This is a genomic window from Actinomyces sp. B33 (genome assembly GCF_028437565.1).
Taxonomy (GTDB): domain Bacteria; phylum Actinomycetota; class Actinomycetes; order Actinomycetales; family Actinomycetaceae; genus Pauljensenia.
The window spans coordinates 131,693-150,545 of record NZ_JAMRYR010000004.1; the positions used below are offsets into that span (position 1 = coordinate 131,693).

Here is an 18,853-nt window from a genome sequence, read left to right on the forward strand (position 1 = left end):
CTGCTCGGCCGACGACGGCCTCACGCCCTCGGCGAACTGGCGCGCGGACGACGCCGACGCGCCCCTAGGCTGGACACCAGTTCGATGGACCAGGGCTGCGACCGCCGCACGACGGGTCCTCACCGAAGGAGTATCCATGTTCGAACGGTTCACCGACCGGGCCAGGCGCGTCGTCGTCCTCGCCCAGGACGAGGCCCGCGGGCTCAAGCACAACTACATCGGCACCGAGCACCTCCTCCTCGGCCTCATCACCGAGGGCGAGGGGGTCGCCGCCAAGGCCCTGGAGACCATGGGCGTCAAGGGCGACGAGGTGCGCGCCAGCGTCATCGAGGTCATCGGGGCCGGCGAGAAGCCCGTCGAGGGCCATATCCCCTTCACCCCGCGCGCCAAGCGCGTCTTCGAGCTGTCCCTGCGCGAGGCCCTTCAGCTCGGCCACAACTACATCGGCACCGAGCACCTTCTCCTCGGCCTCCTCAAGGAGGGCGAGGGCGTCGCCGCGCAGGTCCTCACCAAGCAGGGCGCCGACCTTACCCAGGTCCGCCAGACCGTCATCCAGATGCTGTCGGGATACCAGCGCGGCGACGACGAGGGCCGCGAGGCCGTCGGCGCGGGCGTCGGCGGGTCCGGTGGGCCCGACCGGGCGAACTCGGCGATCCTCGAGCAGTTCGGTCGCAACCTCACGCAGGCGGCCCGCGAGAACAAGCTCGACCCGGTCATCGGGCGGCGCACCGAGATGGAGCGCGTCATGCAGGTCCTCTCGCGGCGCACGAAGAACAATCCGGTCCTCATCGGCGAGCCCGGCGTCGGCAAGACCGCCGTCGTCGAGGGCCTGGCCCAGGCGATCGTCGCGGGCGACGTGCCCGAGACCATCAAGGACAAGCAGATCTACAGCCTCGACATGGGCTCGCTCGTCGCGGGCTCGCGCTACCGGGGAGACTTCGAGGAGCGCCTGAAGAAGGTCCTCAAGGAGATCCGCACGCGCGGCGACATCATCCTCTTCATCGACGAGATCCACACCCTCGTCGGGGCGGGCGCGGCCGAGGGGTCGATCGACGCCGCCCAGATGCTCAAGCCCATGCTGGCCCGCGGCGAGCTGCAGACGATCGGCGCGACGACGAACGACGAGTACCGCAAGTACATCGAGAAGGACGCGGCCCTCGAGCGGCGCTTCCAGCCGGTCAAGGTCGACGAGCCCAGCGTCGAGGAGACCATCGGGATCCTCAAGGGCCTGCGCGACCGCTACGAGGCGCACCACCGCGTCATCATCACCGACGACGCCCTCAAGTCCGCGGCGGAGCTGGCCGACCGCTACATCTCCGACCGGTTCCTGCCGGACAAGGCCATCGATCTCATGGACGAGGCCGGGGCGCGCCTGCGCATCCGGCGGATGACGGCGCCGCCGGAGTTGCGCGAGCTCGACGAGAGGATCGCCGAGGTGCGCCGCAACAAGGAGTCCGCGATCGACGACCAGGACTTCGAGAAGGCCGCGTCCCTGCGCGACGAGGAGTCCCGCCTGGGCGAGGAGCGCAAGGCGAAGGAGGCCGCCTGGAAGGGCGGCGAGTCGGATGAGATCGCCGAGGTCACCGACGAGGAGATCGCCGAGGTCCTCGCGATGTCGACGGGCATCCCCGTCTTCAAGCTCACGCAGACGGAGACGACGAAGCTGTTGAAGATGGAGGAGGAGCTCCACAAGCGCGTCATCGGCCAGGACGAGGCCGTCAAGGCCCTGTCGCAGTCGATCCGGCGCACCCGCAGCGGCTTGAAGGACCCGAACCGGCCCGGCGGCTCGTTCATCTTCGCCGGCCCGACCGGCGTCGGCAAGACGGAGCTGGCCAAGGCCCTCGCCGAGTTCCTCTTCGGCGACGAGGACGCGCTGATCCAGCTCGACATGTCGGAGTTCTCCGAGAAGCACACGGCCTCGCGCCTCTTCGGCGCCCCTCCCGGCTACGTCGGCTACGACGAGGGCGGCCAGCTCACCGAGAAGGTCCGCCGCAAGCCGTTCTCCGTGGTCCTCTTCGACGAGGTGGAGAAGGCCCATCCGGACATCTTCAACTCCCTCTTGCAGATCCTCGAGGAGGGGCGCCTGACGGATTCCCAGGGCCGCAAGGTCGACTTCAAGAACACCGTCATCATCATGACGACGAACCTGGGGACCCGCGACATCAACAAGGGCGTCCTCACGGGCTTCCAGTCGGCGGACAACCTCACCCACGACTACTCGCGGATGAAGGCGAAGGTGTCCGAGGAGCTCAAGCAGCACTTCCGCCCGGAGTTCCTCAACCGCGTCGACGACACGATCGTCTTCCCGCCGCTCGACAAGGAGCAGATCAAGCAGATCGTCGACCTCATGGTCGCCAAGCTCGCGCGGCGCATGGAGGCGCAGGACATGCACTTGCAGCTGACGGACGAGGCGCGCAACCTGCTGGCCGATCTCGGCTTCGACCCGGTGCTCGGCGCGCGTCCTCTGCGCCGTGCCATCCAGCGCGAGATCGAGGACGCCCTGTCGGAGCGGATCCTCTTCGGGGAGATCCTTCCCGGCCAGGTCGTCACCGTCGGCGTCGAGGGCGAGGGCGCCGAGCGGGCGTTCACGTTCAACGGCTCCTGATCCGAGAGGCTGCTGGGCCCCGGGCGCGCAGATCGCCCGGGGCCCGGTCGTGTCCGGGTCGCGTGGGCGAGCGGAGGGGAGCACCTGGGAGGCGTGGGGGATGGGCGACCCGTATCGGGTCGTGTGGGCGCGCGGAGGGGAGAGGCGGGATTCGGGATGGAGTCTCGGGTCGTCCTCGCCTTCGTATGGGTGGCGAGGGGCATCCGGTCGGTGCGCTCGCGCGACTGGCGGGATCCGGTCGGAGGATTCCGGGCTTGATGGCGGTGTCACGCGAAGAATCGTGGAACCGACAGGATTCTTGTTCGTCGCAAGCGCGGTGAAGAGCATGTTGCGAAATGTCGAGACGTGCATCTTGAATCCGGAGCTTATGCGATTCCTCTTCCGTTTGAAAAGATTAATAAGAATGGGGGGTGAACTTATTTCGTTGCCGGTCTCTTCATCGAGGGGACCGATCCGAATTCGAACGGGCGTGCCGTGTTTGCGGAGAATCGGAATCTTCCCCTGGTCTTCGGGGAAAACCGATCGTGAAACGGGCGCGTGCGGTGCCCTCCTGATCGTTGCGTTCGTGATCGGCGGCTTCCTGGTACGCCAGGAATGCGGCGTCGATGATCCTGCTGATGTCTGCCAGCGTTGGTCGGGGTGTTCTGTATGCGAATGAATGGCGCTGGATCCCCTCGGTGCAGGTGTGTCTGAGGTATGAGTTTCTGGGGTATTCGACTTCTGTTCCGTTTGACGGGCTGAGTATTTTGGCATCCGTTTTGTCGAGGCCCTCGTCCCGCCCTAGACGCTTTTTGAATTCTTCTGCGAAGACATCGTTGCGGAAAGTGATGCGTGTGCAGTGTTCAATGCTGATGGTTACTGCTTCGATCGGTCGTTTGGTGTCGTATTCCGGATCGCTGTGGGAATGTTGTTCGTCTTGTTCACGGGCGTGTCCTGTTATTAATCGGGATTCGCTTGCTCTTGGGGAGGGGATCTCGATCTCGACGGATACTCCGCTGATCTCTGTCGAGACGAATAGGTCCAGCGTGCGTTTCGTGAATTCGATGATCGGGTGGAAGGGGACTGAGAATGGCGGATATTCCGGCCACACGTCAAATTGAGCGGTGAGGAGCTCTCGTGGCTCTTTTCCCTCGTCTTCTGTTGGGTCGAGGTGGAGATCGATATCGAAGGGGTAGAAGGCGAGCGAGGTGTTTCCGGCTTCGCTGGGATCCGTGGCGTAGCGGCCCGACGCCTTCGCGATCCTTTCGAATTCCATCAATCCGATTTCGGGAAGACGGAATGAAGGGTTGACGATTGAAGATGACGTGCTTCCATACACGGTGAGAGTCAGGTCGATCATCACTTGATGATAGTTTCCACGGGTGTTCGGATCGCTCATCTGCCGGTAGGACCCCCTTGGTCGTCGCGAGGCATGCGGGGGCTGCGACGGGATCGGGAATCCGCCGCGCTGCTCCCTCCTCGGAGGGGGGTGGCCCCTTCGCGGTCCGCGGATCAGTGACCTAGGTCCCCATTTTGGTAGGATCCGCACGGGCGGCCCGACGTGGGGCCGATCATGATCTGAGACAACGGAAGTTGAGGACCTGATGGCAAAGTACGTGTACGACTTCTCCGAGGGCGATAAGTCCATGAAGGACCTGCTCGGGGGCAAGGGCGCCAACCTGGCCGAGATGACGAAGCTCGGGCTGCCCGTCCCCCCCGGTTTCACCATCACCACGGAGGCGTGCCGCGCCTACCTCAAGGACTCCGCCGTCCCCGAGTCCCTCGCCACGGAGGTCACGACGGCCCTGCGCCGCGTCGAGGACCAGATGGAGCGCCACCTCGGCGACCCCTACAACCCGCTCCTCGTCTCCGTGCGCTCCGGCGCGAAGTTCTCGATGCCGGGCATGATGGAGACCGTCCTCAACATCGGCCTCAACGACGAGTCCGTCCAGGGCCTGGCGAAGATCTCCGGCAACGAGCGCTTCGCGTGGGACTCGTACCGCCGCCTGATCCAGATGTTCGGCAAGACGGTCCTCGACATCGACGGGGAGCTGTTCTCCGACGCGCTCGACGCCCTCAAGGCCGAGCGCGGCGTCACCGGCGATACCGAGCTGACCGCCGACGACCTGCGCGGCCTCGTCGCGACCTTCAAGAAGATCGTCTCCGAGCGCAAGGGGATGGACTTCCCGCAGGACCCGCGCACCCAGATGGACATGGCGATCGAGGCGGTCTTCCGCTCGTGGAACACCGAGCGCGCCCGCATCTACCGGCGTCGCGAGCGCATCCCCCACGACCTGGGCACCGCCGTCAACATCTGCACGATGGTCTTCGGCAACATGGGGGACGGCTCGGGCACGGGCGTGTGCTTCACCCGCGACCCCTCCTCGGGCCACTCGGGCGTCTACGGCGATTACCTGGAGAACGCCCAGGGCGAGGACGTGGTCGCCGGCATCCGCAACACCCTGTCGCTGGCCGACCTGGAGGACATCGACAAGGCCTCCTACGACAAGCTCCGCTCGATCATGCGCAAGCTGGAGACCCACTACCGCGACATGTGCGACATCGAGTTCACCATCGAGCGCGGCAAGCTGTGGATGCTCCAGACCCGCGTCGGCAAGCGGACGGCCGCCGCCGCGTTCCGCATCGCCACCCAGCTCGTCGAGGAGAAGCTCATCACCCGCGACGAGGCGCTCGAGCGCGTCACCGGCGAGCAGCTCACCCAGCTGATGTTCCCGCAGTTCGACTCCCACGCCGACAAGGAGTTCATCGCCCGCGGCATGGCGGCCTCGCCGGGCGCGGCCGTCGGCCGGATCGTGTTCGACAACGCGCAGGCCGAGGCGGCCGCCGAGGCGGGCGTCAAGTGCGTCCTCGTGCGCCGCGAGACGAATCCGGACGACCTGCCCGGCATGGTCGCCGCCGAGGGCGTCCTCACCGCGCGGGGCGGCAAGACCTCGCACGCGGCCGTCGTCGCCCGCGGCATGGGGAAGACCTGCGTGTGCGGCGCCGAGGCCCTCCAGATCGACGCGGAGGCGGGCACGGTGACGATCGGCGAGCACGTCCTGACCGGCGCGGACACGATCGCCATCGACGGCCAGACCGGCGAGATCTTCCTCGGCGACGTGCCCGTCACGGATTCTCCCGTGACGACCTACCTGTCGAAGGGCCTGGAGGCCGGCCTCATCGCCGCCGGCGACGACGAGGGCACCCAGGAGCTGGTGACCGCCGTCGACCGGATCCTCACCCACGCGGACAAGGTCCGCCGCCTGCGGGTGCGCGCCAACGCGGACACCCCCGTGGATTCGCGCCGGTCCATCGAGTTCGGCGCCGAGGGCATCGGCCTGTGCCGCACGGAGCACATGTTCCTCGGCTCGCGCCGCCCCCTCGTCGAGCGGGCGATCCTGTCGGCCCCCGAGTCGCAGGAGCGCCAGGCGGCCTTCGACGAGCTGGAGAAGCTCCAGAGGCAGGACTTCCTCGAGATGCTCGAGGTGATGGACGGCAAGTCGATGACGGTTCGCCTCATCGACCCGCCGCTCCACGAGTTCATGCCGGCCCTGTCCGAGCTGGAGATCAAGGTCGCGGTCGCCAAGGCGACCGGCCAGGCGGATCCGGCCGATGAGCGGATGCTCACCGAGGTCCGCCGCTTCCACGAGCAGAACCCGATGCTCGGCCTGCGCGGCGTCCGCCTGGGCATCTACCTGCCCGGCCTGTTCGCCCTGCAGATGCGCGCCCTGTGCGAGGCGGCGGCCGAGCTCATCTCCCGCGGCCTGGATCCGCGCCCGGAGATCATGGTCCCGCTCGTCGGGTCGGTGCGCGAGCTCCAGCTGATCCGCGAGGAGGCCGAGGACATCATCGCCCAGGTCGCCGCCGAGCGGGGCGTCGACCTGTCGGGGGTGAGCGTCGGCGCGATGATCGAGCTGCCGCGCGCGGCGATGACGGCGGAGGACCTGGCAGAGGAGGCGGACTTCTTCTCCTTCGGCACGAACGACCTGACCCAGACCGTGTGGGGATTCTCCCGCGACGACGTCGAGGGAGTGTTCTTCCCCCGCTACATCGAGGCGGGCATCTTCGGCGTGTCGCCCTTCGAGTCGATCGACGTCCACGGCGTCGGCACGCTCGTCTCCGAGGGCGTGCGCCGGGCCCGTTCGACGAAGGCCGACATCAAGCTGGGCGTGTGCGGCGAGCACGGCGGCGATCCGGCGTCGATCCACTTCTTCCACGGAGTCGGGGTCGATTACGTGTCGTGCTCCCCGTTCCGCGTCCCCGTGGCCCGGCTGGAGGCGGGCCGTGCGGCGGTGGCCGACGCGGTCGAGAAGGGCTGATTCGTTCGAGCTCGCGGCGCCCCGCCCGGTGATCCGGGCGGGGCGCCGCGCGTCGGGGCTTCCATCGAGTCGGCGAGAGCGGGAATCTCGACCATCGGGATCGCTGATCTCGCCTCTTACTTAGGTCCTGGGCTACTCGGTCAGTGAACGCTAACCTGATGTGCGTGCTACTAAGCGACACCCCCATCCGCGCACGGGGCCGCCTCGTCTCGATCGACGTCGACCCCGCCCACCTGCTCCGCCTCCAGGAACTCGGAATGAGAATCGGCGCCGAGTTCTTCCTCGCCAACCGCGCCGCCTTCGGCGGCGTCGTCGTCAACATCGCCGGGACACGGATCGCCGTCGATACCCGCTCCGCCCGCAGGATCGCCGTCGAGGAGATCTCATGAGCTGCCCCGCATGCGCCCCCTCCGCCCCGCCCTCCGCCGCCCTCGACCGCCCGGGCGTCCAGCCGACGATCCTCCTCGTCGGCAACCCCAACGTCGGCAAATCCACCCTGTTCAACCTCGTCACCGGAGCCCGCCAGGCCGTCGTCAACGCCCCCGGCACCACCGTCGAGGTCATGGCCGGCACCTGGTCCTCCCTCGGAGCGCGCGTCCTCGACCTGCCCGGCACCTACTCCCTCATCGCCGCCTCCATCGACGAGCAGGTCGTCGTCGACACCCTCGCCGGGGCCCCCGGATCCTTCACCGACCCGGCCCGCGGGCTCGGCGTCGACCTCGTCCTCGCCGTCCTCGACGCCACCGCGCTCACCCGCTCCCTCTACCTCCTCGGGCAGATCGCCCGCACCGGGAGGCCCGTCGCCGCCGTCATCACCCTCGCCGACGTCGCCGAGCGCGAGGGCGAGACCATCGACGTCTCCTCCCTGTCGCGCACCCTCGGCATCCCGATGATGGTCGTCGACCCGCGCACGCGAGCCGGCATCGCCGGCCTCGACGACATGGTCCGCGCCGCCCTCGTCCAGCGCCCCCGGGTCGTCGGGGTCGACCCCGACCCCGCGGCCCCCGGCTACAACCAAGTCGCCGCCGCAGCCGCGGCCTCGACTCGCGCCGCCGATGCCGACAGGGACTGCGGATGCGGCCAGGGGCCCGACTGCCGGACGCGCGAACCCGCCCCGGACTCGACCATCGCCGCCGCCTGCGCCGCCGAGACGCAAGACGCGCGGGCCGACGACCTCTTCGCCTGGGTCGACGCCGTCGAAGCCGAGGCCTTCGGCGCCCGCGTCGACCGGGCCGCGCTCTCGCGCTCCGACAGGATCGACCGCCTCCTCCTCCACCCCGTCGTCGGCATCCCCGTGTTCTTCGCCCTCATGTGGCTCCTGTTCAAGGTCGCCGGAGAATGGGTCGGCCCCGTCCAGGACCTCTTCGACTCCTTCTTCACCAACGAGGACCCCGGCGCGGTCTCGCTGGCCGCCGGGGTCAACGTCGTCCTCGACTTCTTCGGATGGGGCGACACCTGGCTCCACGGGCTCCTCGTCGGCGGCCTGTGCACCGGACTGGGGGTCGTCGCCTCCTTCCTGCCCCTGATGTTCGTCATCTTCCTGCTGATCTCGATCCTCGAGGACTCCGGGTACATGGTCCGAGCGGCGTTCCTCGGCGACCGGGTCATGCGCGCCATCGGCCTCGACGGCCGCGTCATCATGCCGCTGATCATGGGGTTCGGCTGCAACCTGCCCTCCCTCGCCGCCGCCCGGACCCTGCCCAGCGCCAGCCAGCGCCTCGTGACGACCCTCATCACCCCGTACACGTCGTGCGCCGCCCGACTGACGATCTACCTGATGATCGCCCGGATCTTCTTCCCCGACCACGCGGGCACCGTGATCTTCGGGCTCTACCTCCTGTCCCTCGCCCTCGTCGTCGTCGCCGCCCTCATCCTCAAGCCCTTCATCACCAAGGGCGAGGCACAGGCCCCGCTCATGCTCGTCCTGCCGGCCTACCAGACCCCCCGGGTCCTCGTCACCCTGAAGAACACGTGGATGCGCGCCTGGGCCTTCGTCACCGGCGCGGGCAAGATCATCGTCGTCATGACCCTCGTCGTGTGGCTGATGTCGGCGATCCCCACGGCCTCCGGCCACTCCTTCGCCGACGAAGACCTCGCGATGGAGGACTCCCTCTACGGGGCCACCGCCCAGGTCCTCGAACCCGTCTTCGCCCCCACCGGCTTCGGGGAGTGGCACATGACGGGCGCCCTGATGACCGGCTTCGTCGCCAAGGAGACGGTGATCTCGTCGATCGTCACCTCCTACAACCTCGATCCGAGCGTCGACGGCGGCGACGCGGAGGACGGGGGAGACGACCTGGGGTCTTTGCCCGAACTCGTCACCGAGTCCTTCACGAAGTCCGCCGGGGACGCGGCCCCGGTCGCGGCCTTCGCCTTCCTCGTCTTCGTCCTGGCCTACACGCCGTGCCTGGCGACCGTCGCCGAGCAGGCCCGTCAGATCGGCGGCAAGACGACCGCCGTCGCCGTCGTCGTCCAGCTCGTCGCCGCCTGGGCGCTGGCGGTCGCCATCTTCCAGATCGGACGGCTCTTCTGGTGAGCCCGGTCGACCGGCGCTTCTCCGATTCGGGGCCGGCTGCGCCCGGCGCGCGCCAGCGGATCCTCCTCGCGCTCAGGGGCGGGGCGACGGTCCGGGCCGCAGCCGCCCAGGCGGGCGTGTCGCCGGCCCTCGCCGAGGTCATCGTCGACGAGATGACCCGTCAGGGCCTCGTCGACAGCGCCCAGTCCCTGTGCGCGTCGGGCCTGGGCATGTGCGGCGGGGCGGACTCCGACGAGGCCAGGCTCCACTGCTCCGGCTGCCCGATCCTCCCCCTGGCCCCGGCGCCCCGCAGACTCAGCGCCTGAGGCCTGGCCCGGAACGGATCCGCTCCTCCCATCCGCACCTGCACTCCGCCCCCGACGCCTTCATGGGCCCGGGGATCTCACCGGGGAGTCCATGGAACGTCCCTCGAATCGGGCGTTCGTTCACCAGGTGGGGGACCAAAGTCCCGGATATGGTGAATGCGTCACCGACGACATCTCCGCACGTTCGAAGGAGCACAGCGTGAGCACCCCCATCAGCGCTTCCCCGCATCCCCGACCGACCTCCCAGCCCCACGAAACCCGGCACTCGGACTTCCAATGGAAACGGCAGATCATCGGCATCGTCGGCGGGCTCGCCCTGGCGATCCTCGCCTACGTGTTCTTCCCCTCCACCGGCGCGGATCAGGTCAACGCCCTCGCCCAAGCGGGCGCCGACGGGGCGCAAGCCCCCGTCTACACCGACCGCGGACTGCGCGTCGTCGTCTTCGCCGCCGTCCTCCTGGGCACCTGGTGGATGACCGAGGCAATCCCCCTGGCCGCCACCGCCCTCCTCCCCCTCGTCATCTTCCCGGCCTTCCAGGTCGCCGACTTCACAACCGTCGCCGCCCCCTACGCCTCCGACACGATCTACCTCTTCATGGGCGGCTTCATGATCGCCCTGGCCATGCAGAAATGGAACCTCCACCGCCGCATCGCCCTGGGCGTCGTCCTCCTCGTCGGCACCCGGCCCCGCCAACTCATCCTCGGCTTCATGATCGCCACCGGATTCCTCTCCATGTGGGTGTCGAACACGGCGACCGCCGTCGTCATGCTCCCCATCGGAACATCCGTCCTCGCCCTCGTCGCCGGACTCGTCGGCGGGATCGCCAACATCGCCCGCTTCTCCACCGCCCTCATGCTCGGGATCGCCTACTCCGCATCCATCGGCTCAGTCGCGACGATCATCGGCACTCCCCCCAACGCCCTCCTCGTCGCCTACCTGTCCGAAACCCACGGCATCGACATCGGATTCGGCCAATGGATGCTCATCGGAGCGCCCCTGGCCGTCACCTTCCTCCTCATCGCGTGGTGGCTCATGGTCTACGTGCTCTTCGTCCCCGAGGTCTCCGAGATCCCCGGGGGACGCGAACTCATCCGCGACGAATGGAACTCCCTGGGCGCCATGCGCCGCGGCGAAATCCTCGTCGCCGCCATCTTCGGCGCGGTTGCCGCCGCATGGGTCCTCATCCCCGTGATCCTCGACTTCACCGGATCAGACCTCAACATCTCCGACTCCCTCATCGCGATGATCGGCGCGGCACTGCTCTTCCTCATCCCCTCCGACATGCGCACCGGAGAGCGCCTCCTCGATTGGACGACCGCGAACAGGCTCCCCTGGGACGTCCTCCTCCTCTTCGGCGGCGGGCTCTCCCTGTCCTCCATGTTCTCCAAACTCGGCCTATCGCTATGGATCGGGGAACAAGCTAAGAGCCTCGGAGCCCTACCGATCGTCGTCATCGTCGCCGCGGTGTCCGCCCTCATCATCTTCCTCACCGAACTGACCTCGAACACGGCCACCGCCGCCGCATTCCTGCCGATCATGGGCGGCGTCGCCGGCGGTATCGGCATCACCGCCGACAACCCGATGAACGTCCTCCTCCTCGTCGTCCCCGTCGCCCTGTCGGCGACTTTCGCGTTCATGCTCCCGGTCGCCACGCCCCCCAACGCCGTCGCCTACGGCTCCGGGTACATCTCGATCGGCGACATGGCGAAGACCGGGATCTGGCTCAACATCATCGGCGTCGTCCTCGTCGCCATCGCCGTGCTCGTCATCGGAGTCCCGGTCTTCGGGATCACCCTGTGACCCCGCCCGGTAATGGGCGCTTGCCGCGATCCCGACCCGGACCGAGCGCGAGGCCGGGGCGGCTCAGGCGGCCCCGCCCGGCCCCGGCCGAGCCCTCCGCGCGAGCAGCGCCGCCAGGTGGACGCCGTCGCGCCCGGCGAGCTGGGCGGCCTGCGTGCGACAGCTGAAACCATCCGCGAGGTACACCGCTCCCGGCCGATCGCGCAGCGCCGGCAGGAGGGACTGCTCGGCCACGGCGACGCTCATCTCGTAGTGCCCGCGCTCCATGCCGAAGTTGCCCGCCAGGCCGCAGCACCCCGACAGGCGCGTCACCTGAGCGCCCAGGGAGCGCAGGAGCCGTTCGTCGGCGTCCCACCCCATCACGGAATAGTGGTGGCAGTGCGGCTGGGCGACGACCTCGACGCCCGTGAGGTCGGGGAGGCGGCGCTCATCGGCAGGAACGGCCTCCAGGAGCTCCGCCAGGGTATGCGTCGCCCGCGACACCAGCGACGACCGGGGGTCATCCGGCAGCAGATCGAGGAGGTCGTCGCGCAGGACCGCCGTGCACGACGGCTCGACGCCGACGATCGGGATGCCGTTGGCGGCGAAGGGCGCCAGGGCGTCGAGGAGCCTGCCGAGCCTCCTCTTCGCGCCGGCGAGCTGGCCGGTCGTGATCCACGTCAGCCCGCAGCACACGTCGGGGGCGACGACGACCGCGAAGCCGTTGTCCTCCAGGAGGCGGGTGAGCGCCCGGGCGCCCGAGTCGTCGAGGGTCTGGGAGAAGGAATCCGCCCACACGACGACGTAGCGCCGCCCCCGCCCGTCCGCGGGCGAAGCGCACCGCCGCGCCTCGGGCGACGCGGCCGCCCCGGGCCGCCGCGGTCCCGGGGCCCCGTCATCCGATCGGCCCACGCGGCCCCACCCGTCCCCGCCGGCCGGCCCGACCGCGCCCCCGCCAAGGCGGTCGCCCTCCGGGCCCGCATCCGCCGCAAGCACGCGCGAATACCCCCGGGCCGCCGCCCACGCCGAGAACGTCCCCGCCTGCAACGGCGGCATCGACCGGCGCGCGTCCAAGCCGATCGCCCAGAACACCGCGCGGCGCACCGCCCCGACGCCCAGGACCGCGTTGCCCAGGGCCGCGGCCCCCGGGATGCGCGCCGTCAGCCTCGTCAACCGGGGGAGCCAGCCGAGCGCGTAGTGCGACAGGGGCCGCAGTCGGCCCCGATAGCGACGGAAGTACACCTCCGACCGGTACTTCGCCATATCGACGCCCGCCGGGCAGTCCGACGAGCACGCCTTGCACGCCAGGCACAAGTCGAGGGCCTCGAGGACCTCCGGCGAGTCGATCGCCGCGACGAGGGCCCCGTTCGCCGCCTCCTGGAGGATCCGCGCCCGCCCCCGCGTCACGTCCTTCTCGTCGGCCGACGCCCTCCAGCTCGGGCACATGAACGTCCCCGGCGCCTGCGCCCGGCACTTGCCCACGCCCGTGCACCGGTGGACGGCAGTCGCTAGATCCCCGTGATCCTCGCGGAAGGAGAACCCGCCGTCGGCCGGCAGCGAGCGGGCGGCCGGGCGGCGCAGGAAGTGGTCGACGAGGTCGACGCCGGGCTGGGGGTCCTGGACGTCCGGCCCGGCCCCCGCCTCGATCGGGGCGGCGGGACGGCCCCGACCGGAAGGGGCGGCGTCCCCGCCCCGACCCGAGCGGCGGGCGCGACGCTCGCGCGCCTCGGCCTCGCCCATCGGCGCGGCCAGCACCCCCGGATTGAGGAGGTTCTCCGGATCGAACAGGCCCTTGACCCGGGCGAACAGGTCGAGGACGTCCGGACTGTACATGTAGCGCAGCAGCTCCGTGCGCGCCCGCCCGTCCCCGTGCTCGCCCGACACCGACCCCCCGTGGGAGGCGCACACCTCGGCCGCCCGCTCGAGGAAGCGCCGGGTGCGGGCCACGCCCTCGTCCGAATCCAACGGGAAGTCGAGGCGCACATGGACGCACCCGTCCCCGAAGTGGCCGTACAGGAGGCCGTCGATGCCGAACTCGTCCATGAGGGCCGTGAAGTCGCGCAAATAGGCGCCCAGGCTCTCCGGGGGGACCGCCGCGTCCTCGAACCCCGGCCACGCCTGCTCGTTGCCCGATCCCGTGGCCCCGTCGACCGGGGTGCGCCCGCCCAGGCCCGCCCCGTCGGCGCGGATCCGCCACAGCCTCGCCGCGTCCTCGCCCGGCGGGTAGACGGCGACCGACCGGGTGCTCGCCGACGCGGCCATCGCACGGGCGCGGGCCAGGGAGTCGGCCTCGTCGTCCCCGCCGACCTCGCACAGGAGCCAGCCCTCGCCCTCGGGCAGGTCGGGGACGGCCCCCGGCCCGTTGTGGCGGCGCACGACGTCGACGAGGCGCCGGTCCATCCCCTCGACGGCCAACGGCTCGTGGGCGAGGATCGCCGGGACGTCGTCGGCGGCCGCGATCATGTCCGGGTAGCCCAGAGCGACGAGGACGGGGGCCCGGGGGATCGGCACGAGGCGCACCGTCACCGACAGGAGGGTGACGAGCGTGCCCTCCGAGCCGGTGAGCATCGCCGCGAGGTTGCGCCGCCTCTCGGGGGCGAGGTGCTCGAGGGAGTACCCCGACACCTGGCGGCCGAAGGAGCCGAGCTCGGTGCGGATCGGCGCGAGGTGCTCGTCGACGAGGGCCGCCAGGCCCGGGACCTCCGGCAGGTCGGGGGCGTGGGAGGTACGGGCCGTGAAGCGCCTGCCCGTCCCGTCGACGCAGTCGAGGGCGACGACGTTGTCGCACGTGCGCCCCCAGGCGGTCGCGTGCGGCCCGCACGCATTGTTGCCGACCATGCCGGCGATGGTCGCCCGGTTCTGGCTCGACGGGTCGGGGCCGAAGCGCAGGCCGAAGGGGCGGGCCGCCTCCTGGAGGTCGGCCTCGATGCAGCCGGGCTCGACGACGGCGGTCCGGGCCTGCGGGTCGATCGACACGACGCGGGTGAGGTGGCGGCTGAAATCGAGGACGATGCCCGGGCCGACGGCGTTGCCCGAGCAGGAGGTGCCGCCTCCGCGGGAGGTGATGGGGATGCGGTGGGAGCGCGCGACGTCGAGGGCGGCGAGGACGTCCTCGACGGACGAGGGGAAGACGACGGCCAGCGGGGGGATCCGGTACAGGCCGGCGTCGGTCGAGTAGCGGGCTCGGGTCCCGGTGGACCAGTCGACCTCGCCGGTGACCGCGCGCTCCAGGTCGGCGAGGGCCGCGGCGGCGCGCGGGTCGCCCGCTGGGTTCGCGGGGGCCCCGGCTTGGAGGGTCGTCGTCCCGTTGACGGGGGAGGGGTCGCGGGGCGTCGACGAGCGTGCGGAGCCGAGGGGGCGGGGGACACCGGATGCGCTCATGGGGCCGATTGTGGCACGCCTCGGCCCGCCGGCTCGGGCCCGTTCGCCCACGGGCGGCGCGCGGCGCGGTCGGCGGGAGAGTCGTGAGCGCGCTCGCGGTCCGCGCCCGTCCCGGGGCGTCCTCGCGCCCCCGCCTCGCCGGCGGGAGTGGGGGTCTGCCCGGTGGGGGCCGCCCTCGTGGGCGTGGGAGCGCGCACCGCCCGTCGCAGAGAGCCCCCGTTCCGCCCCTCGCCGCCGAATCATCTCGACGGGCCGTCGCCGGCCCCGGCGCCCCCGTCAGCGACGGGCTCGGCTGACTCGGCCTCTCCGCGGCCCGACCCGGACCGCGGAGAGGCGGCGACGACGGGGTCGCCGCCGACCGGATGCCGAGGCGTCTTGTGCTGTGGGACAATGAGACCGTTGACGCCATGAACCGGGAGGAAGAACCGATGGCCCTGTTCGAGTTCGAGGACGGTCGCCTGGTCCCCGCCCAATTCGGGTACCCCGTCGCCTCGGGCATCACCCCCGGCCTCATCGACGCGGTGTGCGCCCAGGTCCTCGAAATCGTCTCGCGCCCCCTCTTCCCGATCACCTGGCGCGACCTCTCGCGCATCGACGATCAATCCGACGCCCCCCGGCTCACCGCCCTCGACGCGACCGGGCAGGTCGTCTCCGTCGAAGTCGTCGCCCACCTCGACTCCGACACACTGATCTCCTCCCTCTCCCGCCTGGCGCAGACCGCAGCCCTGTCGTGGTCCGACCTTGCCCGCGAGTACCCCGGCGGCGTCGACTCCTTCAAGACCGGATGGGTCCACTTCCGCGACTCCATGCCGCCGGCCGCCGGCGGCGGCCCCAGGCTCGTCATGGTCGTCGGATCCATCGACCCCCAGGTCCGCCCCGCCCTCGACGTCCTGGCGGCCTCCGGCGTCGAGGTCCACGAGATGAGCCTGCGGCAGATGTCCAACGGCCGCGCCTTCCTCGACGTCCAGGCCGTCGGCCCGCGCCTGTACGGGCACGCCCCCCAGGTGATCCTCGGCAACACCGGCCAGCTCCCCGAGATCGCCGCCCTGGCCTCCGCCGACGCCCCCCGGGAGGGAGGGCGCGCGCCGTCAGCCGGCTCCCCCCTCGTCGCCGGCGCCGCAGCGCCCGACGACGACCCGCAGATCGCCTCCGCGGGGCCCGGGGCCCAGGAGGAGCCGCACCCGGATCATGCCGACGCCGAACCCGTCCCGGCCGAGCGCCGGTCGCCGGCCCCCGACGACGCGCCCTCGCCGAGCGCCCCGCAGGACGCCGGCCCCGAGGCCCAGGCTGCGCCGCCTTCCGCAGACGGACGAACCGCAGAGCCCGCTCCCGACGAGCCCTCCGCCCCCGCCGAGGCGCATGACCGGGCCCACGAGGAGGAGGCCCCGACCGTCGACCGCTCCGAGACGCCCGCAGAGACGCCGGCCCCCCGCGTCGGCGCAGAGTCGGCCCCGGCTCCCGGCGCCCATGGGGACGCCGACGGCCCCGTCGGAACTAGCGATCCCGGCCCCGTCGAATCCGCGGAGATCCTCGCCGCCCGCGCCGCCGGCGTGCCCGTCCTCGCAGCCGACGACGAGGGGTTGCGCGCCCTCGGGCAGATCATCGGCGCCGACACCGCCCTCGTCGGCCGCCCCGATCTCGACCTGCCGGTGGACGCGGTCCTCACCGCCAACGGGACGATCCGCACAGGCGGCCTCGACTACGCCGATCCCTCCGCCTGCCTCGACGCCCTCGGGCGCCGCGGCCTCAGCGCCTGGGATGAGCTCCACCTCGACACTCTGCGCGGCCCCTCCCTCGCCGAGGCCCTCGCTGAGGTCAACCGGGAGATCATCCGCGAATACTCCGCCGCCCCCGCGCGCCCCCCGCGCGGGCGCCACGGGGCGTAACCCGCCCGCGCCGACGAGCAGAGGCGCGTAGAGCGGCGGTGACTAGGTCCTCGGGCGGGCGCCGACGACGGCTCATACCTGCGCCGACAACCACCGGTCCATCAGGTCGTAGACGCGTTCGCGCACATCCGGATCCGACAGGAACAGATCGTGCTTGCCGGGGAAGCGCGCGATCGTCACGTCGTCGCCGAGATTCGCCGACCTCTCGGCATTGACCCGCACGTCCAGCACCGTGTCCGAGGAGAACACCCGCTCGTCCCACTCCTCGCCGAAATACGTCGCCGTCGACATCATCGACAGGACCGGGCAGTCCAGGTGGACGTCCCTCTCGACCGCCCGATGCCCGTCCATCACCGCGTCCAGCCACGCCGCGGGCGCCGGATACGACTCCGGGCGCTTCCACGCGTGGATGAACTCCCAGCCCCTGACCGCCGGATCGTCCTCGTGGCCGACGAGCCGCTCGGGCAGGGGCAGCCCCGACCCGGCCCACCCGTCGACCATCGACCTCCCGTAGAAGCTCGGCCCCCCGGCGCCGACCACCTCGAGCATCGGCCGACGGGCCGCGATCCGCCCGAGGACCGGCTGGACCGCCTCGCGCAGGCTCGCCATTGTCTGCATCTCCAACCACGCGGAGTTCAAGACGAGGCCGGCGGTCGCCCCCGGATGCCGATGCGCCCACAGGGTCGCGATGAGCCCCCCCGTGGAGTGGCCGACGAGGACCAGCGGTAGGCGGCCCTGCTCGGCGCGGATCAGGGAGAGGGCCTCGCCGATCTCTTCGTCGTAGACGGTGAGGTCGTCGACGTAGCCGATGGACTGCCACGGGCGCAGGGAGCGCCCGTACTTGCGCAGGTCGAGGGCGTAGAAGGCGCCGCCGGCGGCCGCCAGGCGCCGGGCCGCCTCGACGTGGAAGAAGTAGTCGTTGCGCCCGTGCAGGAAGAGGATGCTGAAGCGGGGGAACGCCGTCGCCCCCGGCAGGGCGCCGGGGTCTTTGTGGGGCCGGTACGCGACGAGGGTGGCGACCGCCTCGCCCTCGTCGTCGGGCAGCAGGTCGATCGTCCGCGACTGGAACGCCGGTCCCAGGAGGTCGGTGCGCCAACGGTCGGCGGGGGGCGGCCCGGCCTTACCCCAGGGGGCCATGACGTCGTATGCGCTCATGGGGCCAGGGTAGACGCGATCCCCGGACCGCACCGGCGTGCCGTTCGACGCGTTCTGCGGGCCCGGCCCGTTGTCGCGTCGAACGGCATCGTCGTGCGCGCCGCGCCGCTCAGCCGACCGTCCGGATCGGGCCCCGTCCGCCCAGGACCCAGGCGAGGGGGAAGACCGCGAGGAGGAACGCCCCGAGGACTGCGCCGAAGGGGAGCAGCCACGCGTCCGAGTCCGACCTCGACAGGGCCGCGGCGGCCCAGACGATCCCCATGCAGGCGGCCACGTAGCCGATGATCGCGAGGATCCCGACGGGCGCCGGGCCGATGCGGAAGGCATGGCCGATGATCCTGCCGATGCCGGCGAAGACCAGCCACAGGGCGCAGAAGATGAGGGCCTCGACGAGGGCCGTCGCCGCTCCGAGGGACCCGGCCCAGGGGCCGGGGAGGATCTGGAGGGAGTTCATCCCTGGGCCCTCCGCGCGCAGGGAGACCGCGCGCAGAGCCGTGAGGACGGCGGCGGCTCCGAGCGCGTGGGCGGCGTCGGCGGCCCACCCGGCCCGGTTCTGCAGCTTCAGGCCGGCGCCCGCCAGCGCGCCGATCGCCGTCGTGTTCGTGGCGCGGATGATCCCGCTGACGAGGAGGACGATCGTCCATGAGATGACCCAGTTGAAGATGACGTTCGTCATCGTGTGGAGGCGCACTGTCTCGTCGCCGATGACGAGGGTGAAGGAGTCGGCGGTGAATCCGGCGATCCCGACGCCGATGAGGCCGTTGATCCCGGTGAGCAGGCCCGTGAGGAGCCAGTAGTACCAGGTGTCGTGCAGGTCGGCGCGCACGAGGGCCGCGATCGACGGGCAGGCGGACCGGGCGGGGGCCTTGGCCCCGGGGGCGGCGGTCGGACGGGTTGTCGGGGTCAT

General features: G+C 70.8%; 11 protein-coding genes. 7 read left to right on the forward strand and 4 right to left on the reverse strand.

Features of this window, described 5'->3' with window-relative positions:
- The first annotated feature begins 136 nt into the window (after positions 1-136).
- Positions 137-2,605 (forward strand): ATP-dependent Clp protease ATP-binding subunit, encoded by a 2,469-nt coding sequence (locus M3T53_RS07185; protein WP_272433822.1) that lies wholly within the window; start codon positions 137-139, stop codon positions 2,603-2,605.
- A gap of 436 nt (positions 2,606-3,041) precedes the next feature.
- Here M3T53_RS07185 and M3T53_RS07190 read toward each other — a convergent pair whose 3' ends face one another.
- Positions 3,042-3,944 carry a hypothetical protein gene (locus M3T53_RS07190; RefSeq protein WP_272433823.1) on the reverse strand — a complete coding sequence of 301 codons (903 nt, stop codon included), beginning with the start codon at positions 3,942-3,944 and terminating at the stop codon, positions 3,042-3,044.
- A 244-nt stretch (positions 3,945-4,188) separates the two neighbouring features.
- On the opposite strand from M3T53_RS07190, the gene ppdK reads away from it, so the two are divergent.
- The 5 genes from ppdK to M3T53_RS07215 all read left to right on the forward strand — a co-directional run bounded on the left by ppdK (position 4,189) and on the right by M3T53_RS07215 (position 11,545).
- Positions 4,189-6,903: a pyruvate, phosphate dikinase gene (ppdK, locus tag M3T53_RS07195; protein WP_272433824.1), complete on the forward strand. Its 2,715-nt coding sequence runs from the start codon at positions 4,189-4,191 to the stop codon at positions 6,901-6,903.
- A 143-nt stretch (positions 6,904-7,046) separates the two neighbouring features.
- Positions 7,047-7,292, forward strand: coding sequence for a FeoA family protein (locus tag M3T53_RS07200; protein ID WP_272433825.1), 246 nt, complete (start codon positions 7,047-7,049; stop codon positions 7,290-7,292).
- Entirely contained in the window at positions 7,289-9,439 is a 2,151-nt protein-coding gene (feoB, locus tag M3T53_RS07205) for a ferrous iron transport protein B (RefSeq protein WP_272433826.1), read from the forward strand. The genes M3T53_RS07200 and feoB overlap by 4 nt, the downstream gene beginning before the upstream one ends.
- Positions 9,436-9,744: a hypothetical protein gene (locus M3T53_RS07210; RefSeq protein WP_272433827.1), complete on the forward strand. Its 309-nt coding sequence runs from the start codon at positions 9,436-9,438 to the stop codon at positions 9,742-9,744. The genes feoB and M3T53_RS07210 overlap by 4 nt, the downstream gene beginning before the upstream one ends.
- Positions 9,745-9,943: 199 nt before the next feature.
- A complete protein-coding gene (locus M3T53_RS07215) occupies positions 9,944-11,545 on the forward strand; it encodes an SLC13 family permease (protein ID WP_272433828.1) in 1,602 nt (533 codons plus the stop codon).
- 63 nt (positions 11,546-11,608) lie between these two features.
- On the opposite strand, the gene M3T53_RS07220 is transcribed toward M3T53_RS07215, so the two are convergent.
- A complete protein-coding gene (locus M3T53_RS07220) occupies positions 11,609-14,905 on the reverse strand; it encodes an FAD-binding and (Fe-S)-binding domain-containing protein (protein ID WP_272433829.1) in 3,297 nt (1,098 codons plus the stop codon).
- Between the two features lie 428 nt (positions 14,906-15,333).
- Between M3T53_RS07220 and M3T53_RS07225 the strand changes: the two genes are divergently transcribed.
- Positions 15,334-16,791, forward strand: coding sequence for a cell division topological specificity factor (locus M3T53_RS07225; protein ID WP_272433830.1), 1,458 nt, complete (start codon positions 15,334-15,336; stop codon positions 16,789-16,791).
- Positions 16,792-16,863: 72 nt separating this feature from the next.
- Here M3T53_RS07225 and M3T53_RS07230 read toward each other — a convergent pair whose 3' ends face one another.
- Positions 16,864-17,946 (reverse strand): alpha/beta fold hydrolase, encoded by a 1,083-nt coding sequence (locus M3T53_RS07230; RefSeq protein ID WP_272433831.1) that lies wholly within the window; start codon positions 17,944-17,946, stop codon positions 16,864-16,866.
- A 109-nt stretch (positions 17,947-18,055) separates the two neighbouring features.
- Entirely contained in the window at positions 18,056-18,853 is a 798-nt protein-coding gene (locus tag M3T53_RS07235; RefSeq protein ID WP_272433832.1) for a hypothetical protein, read from the reverse strand.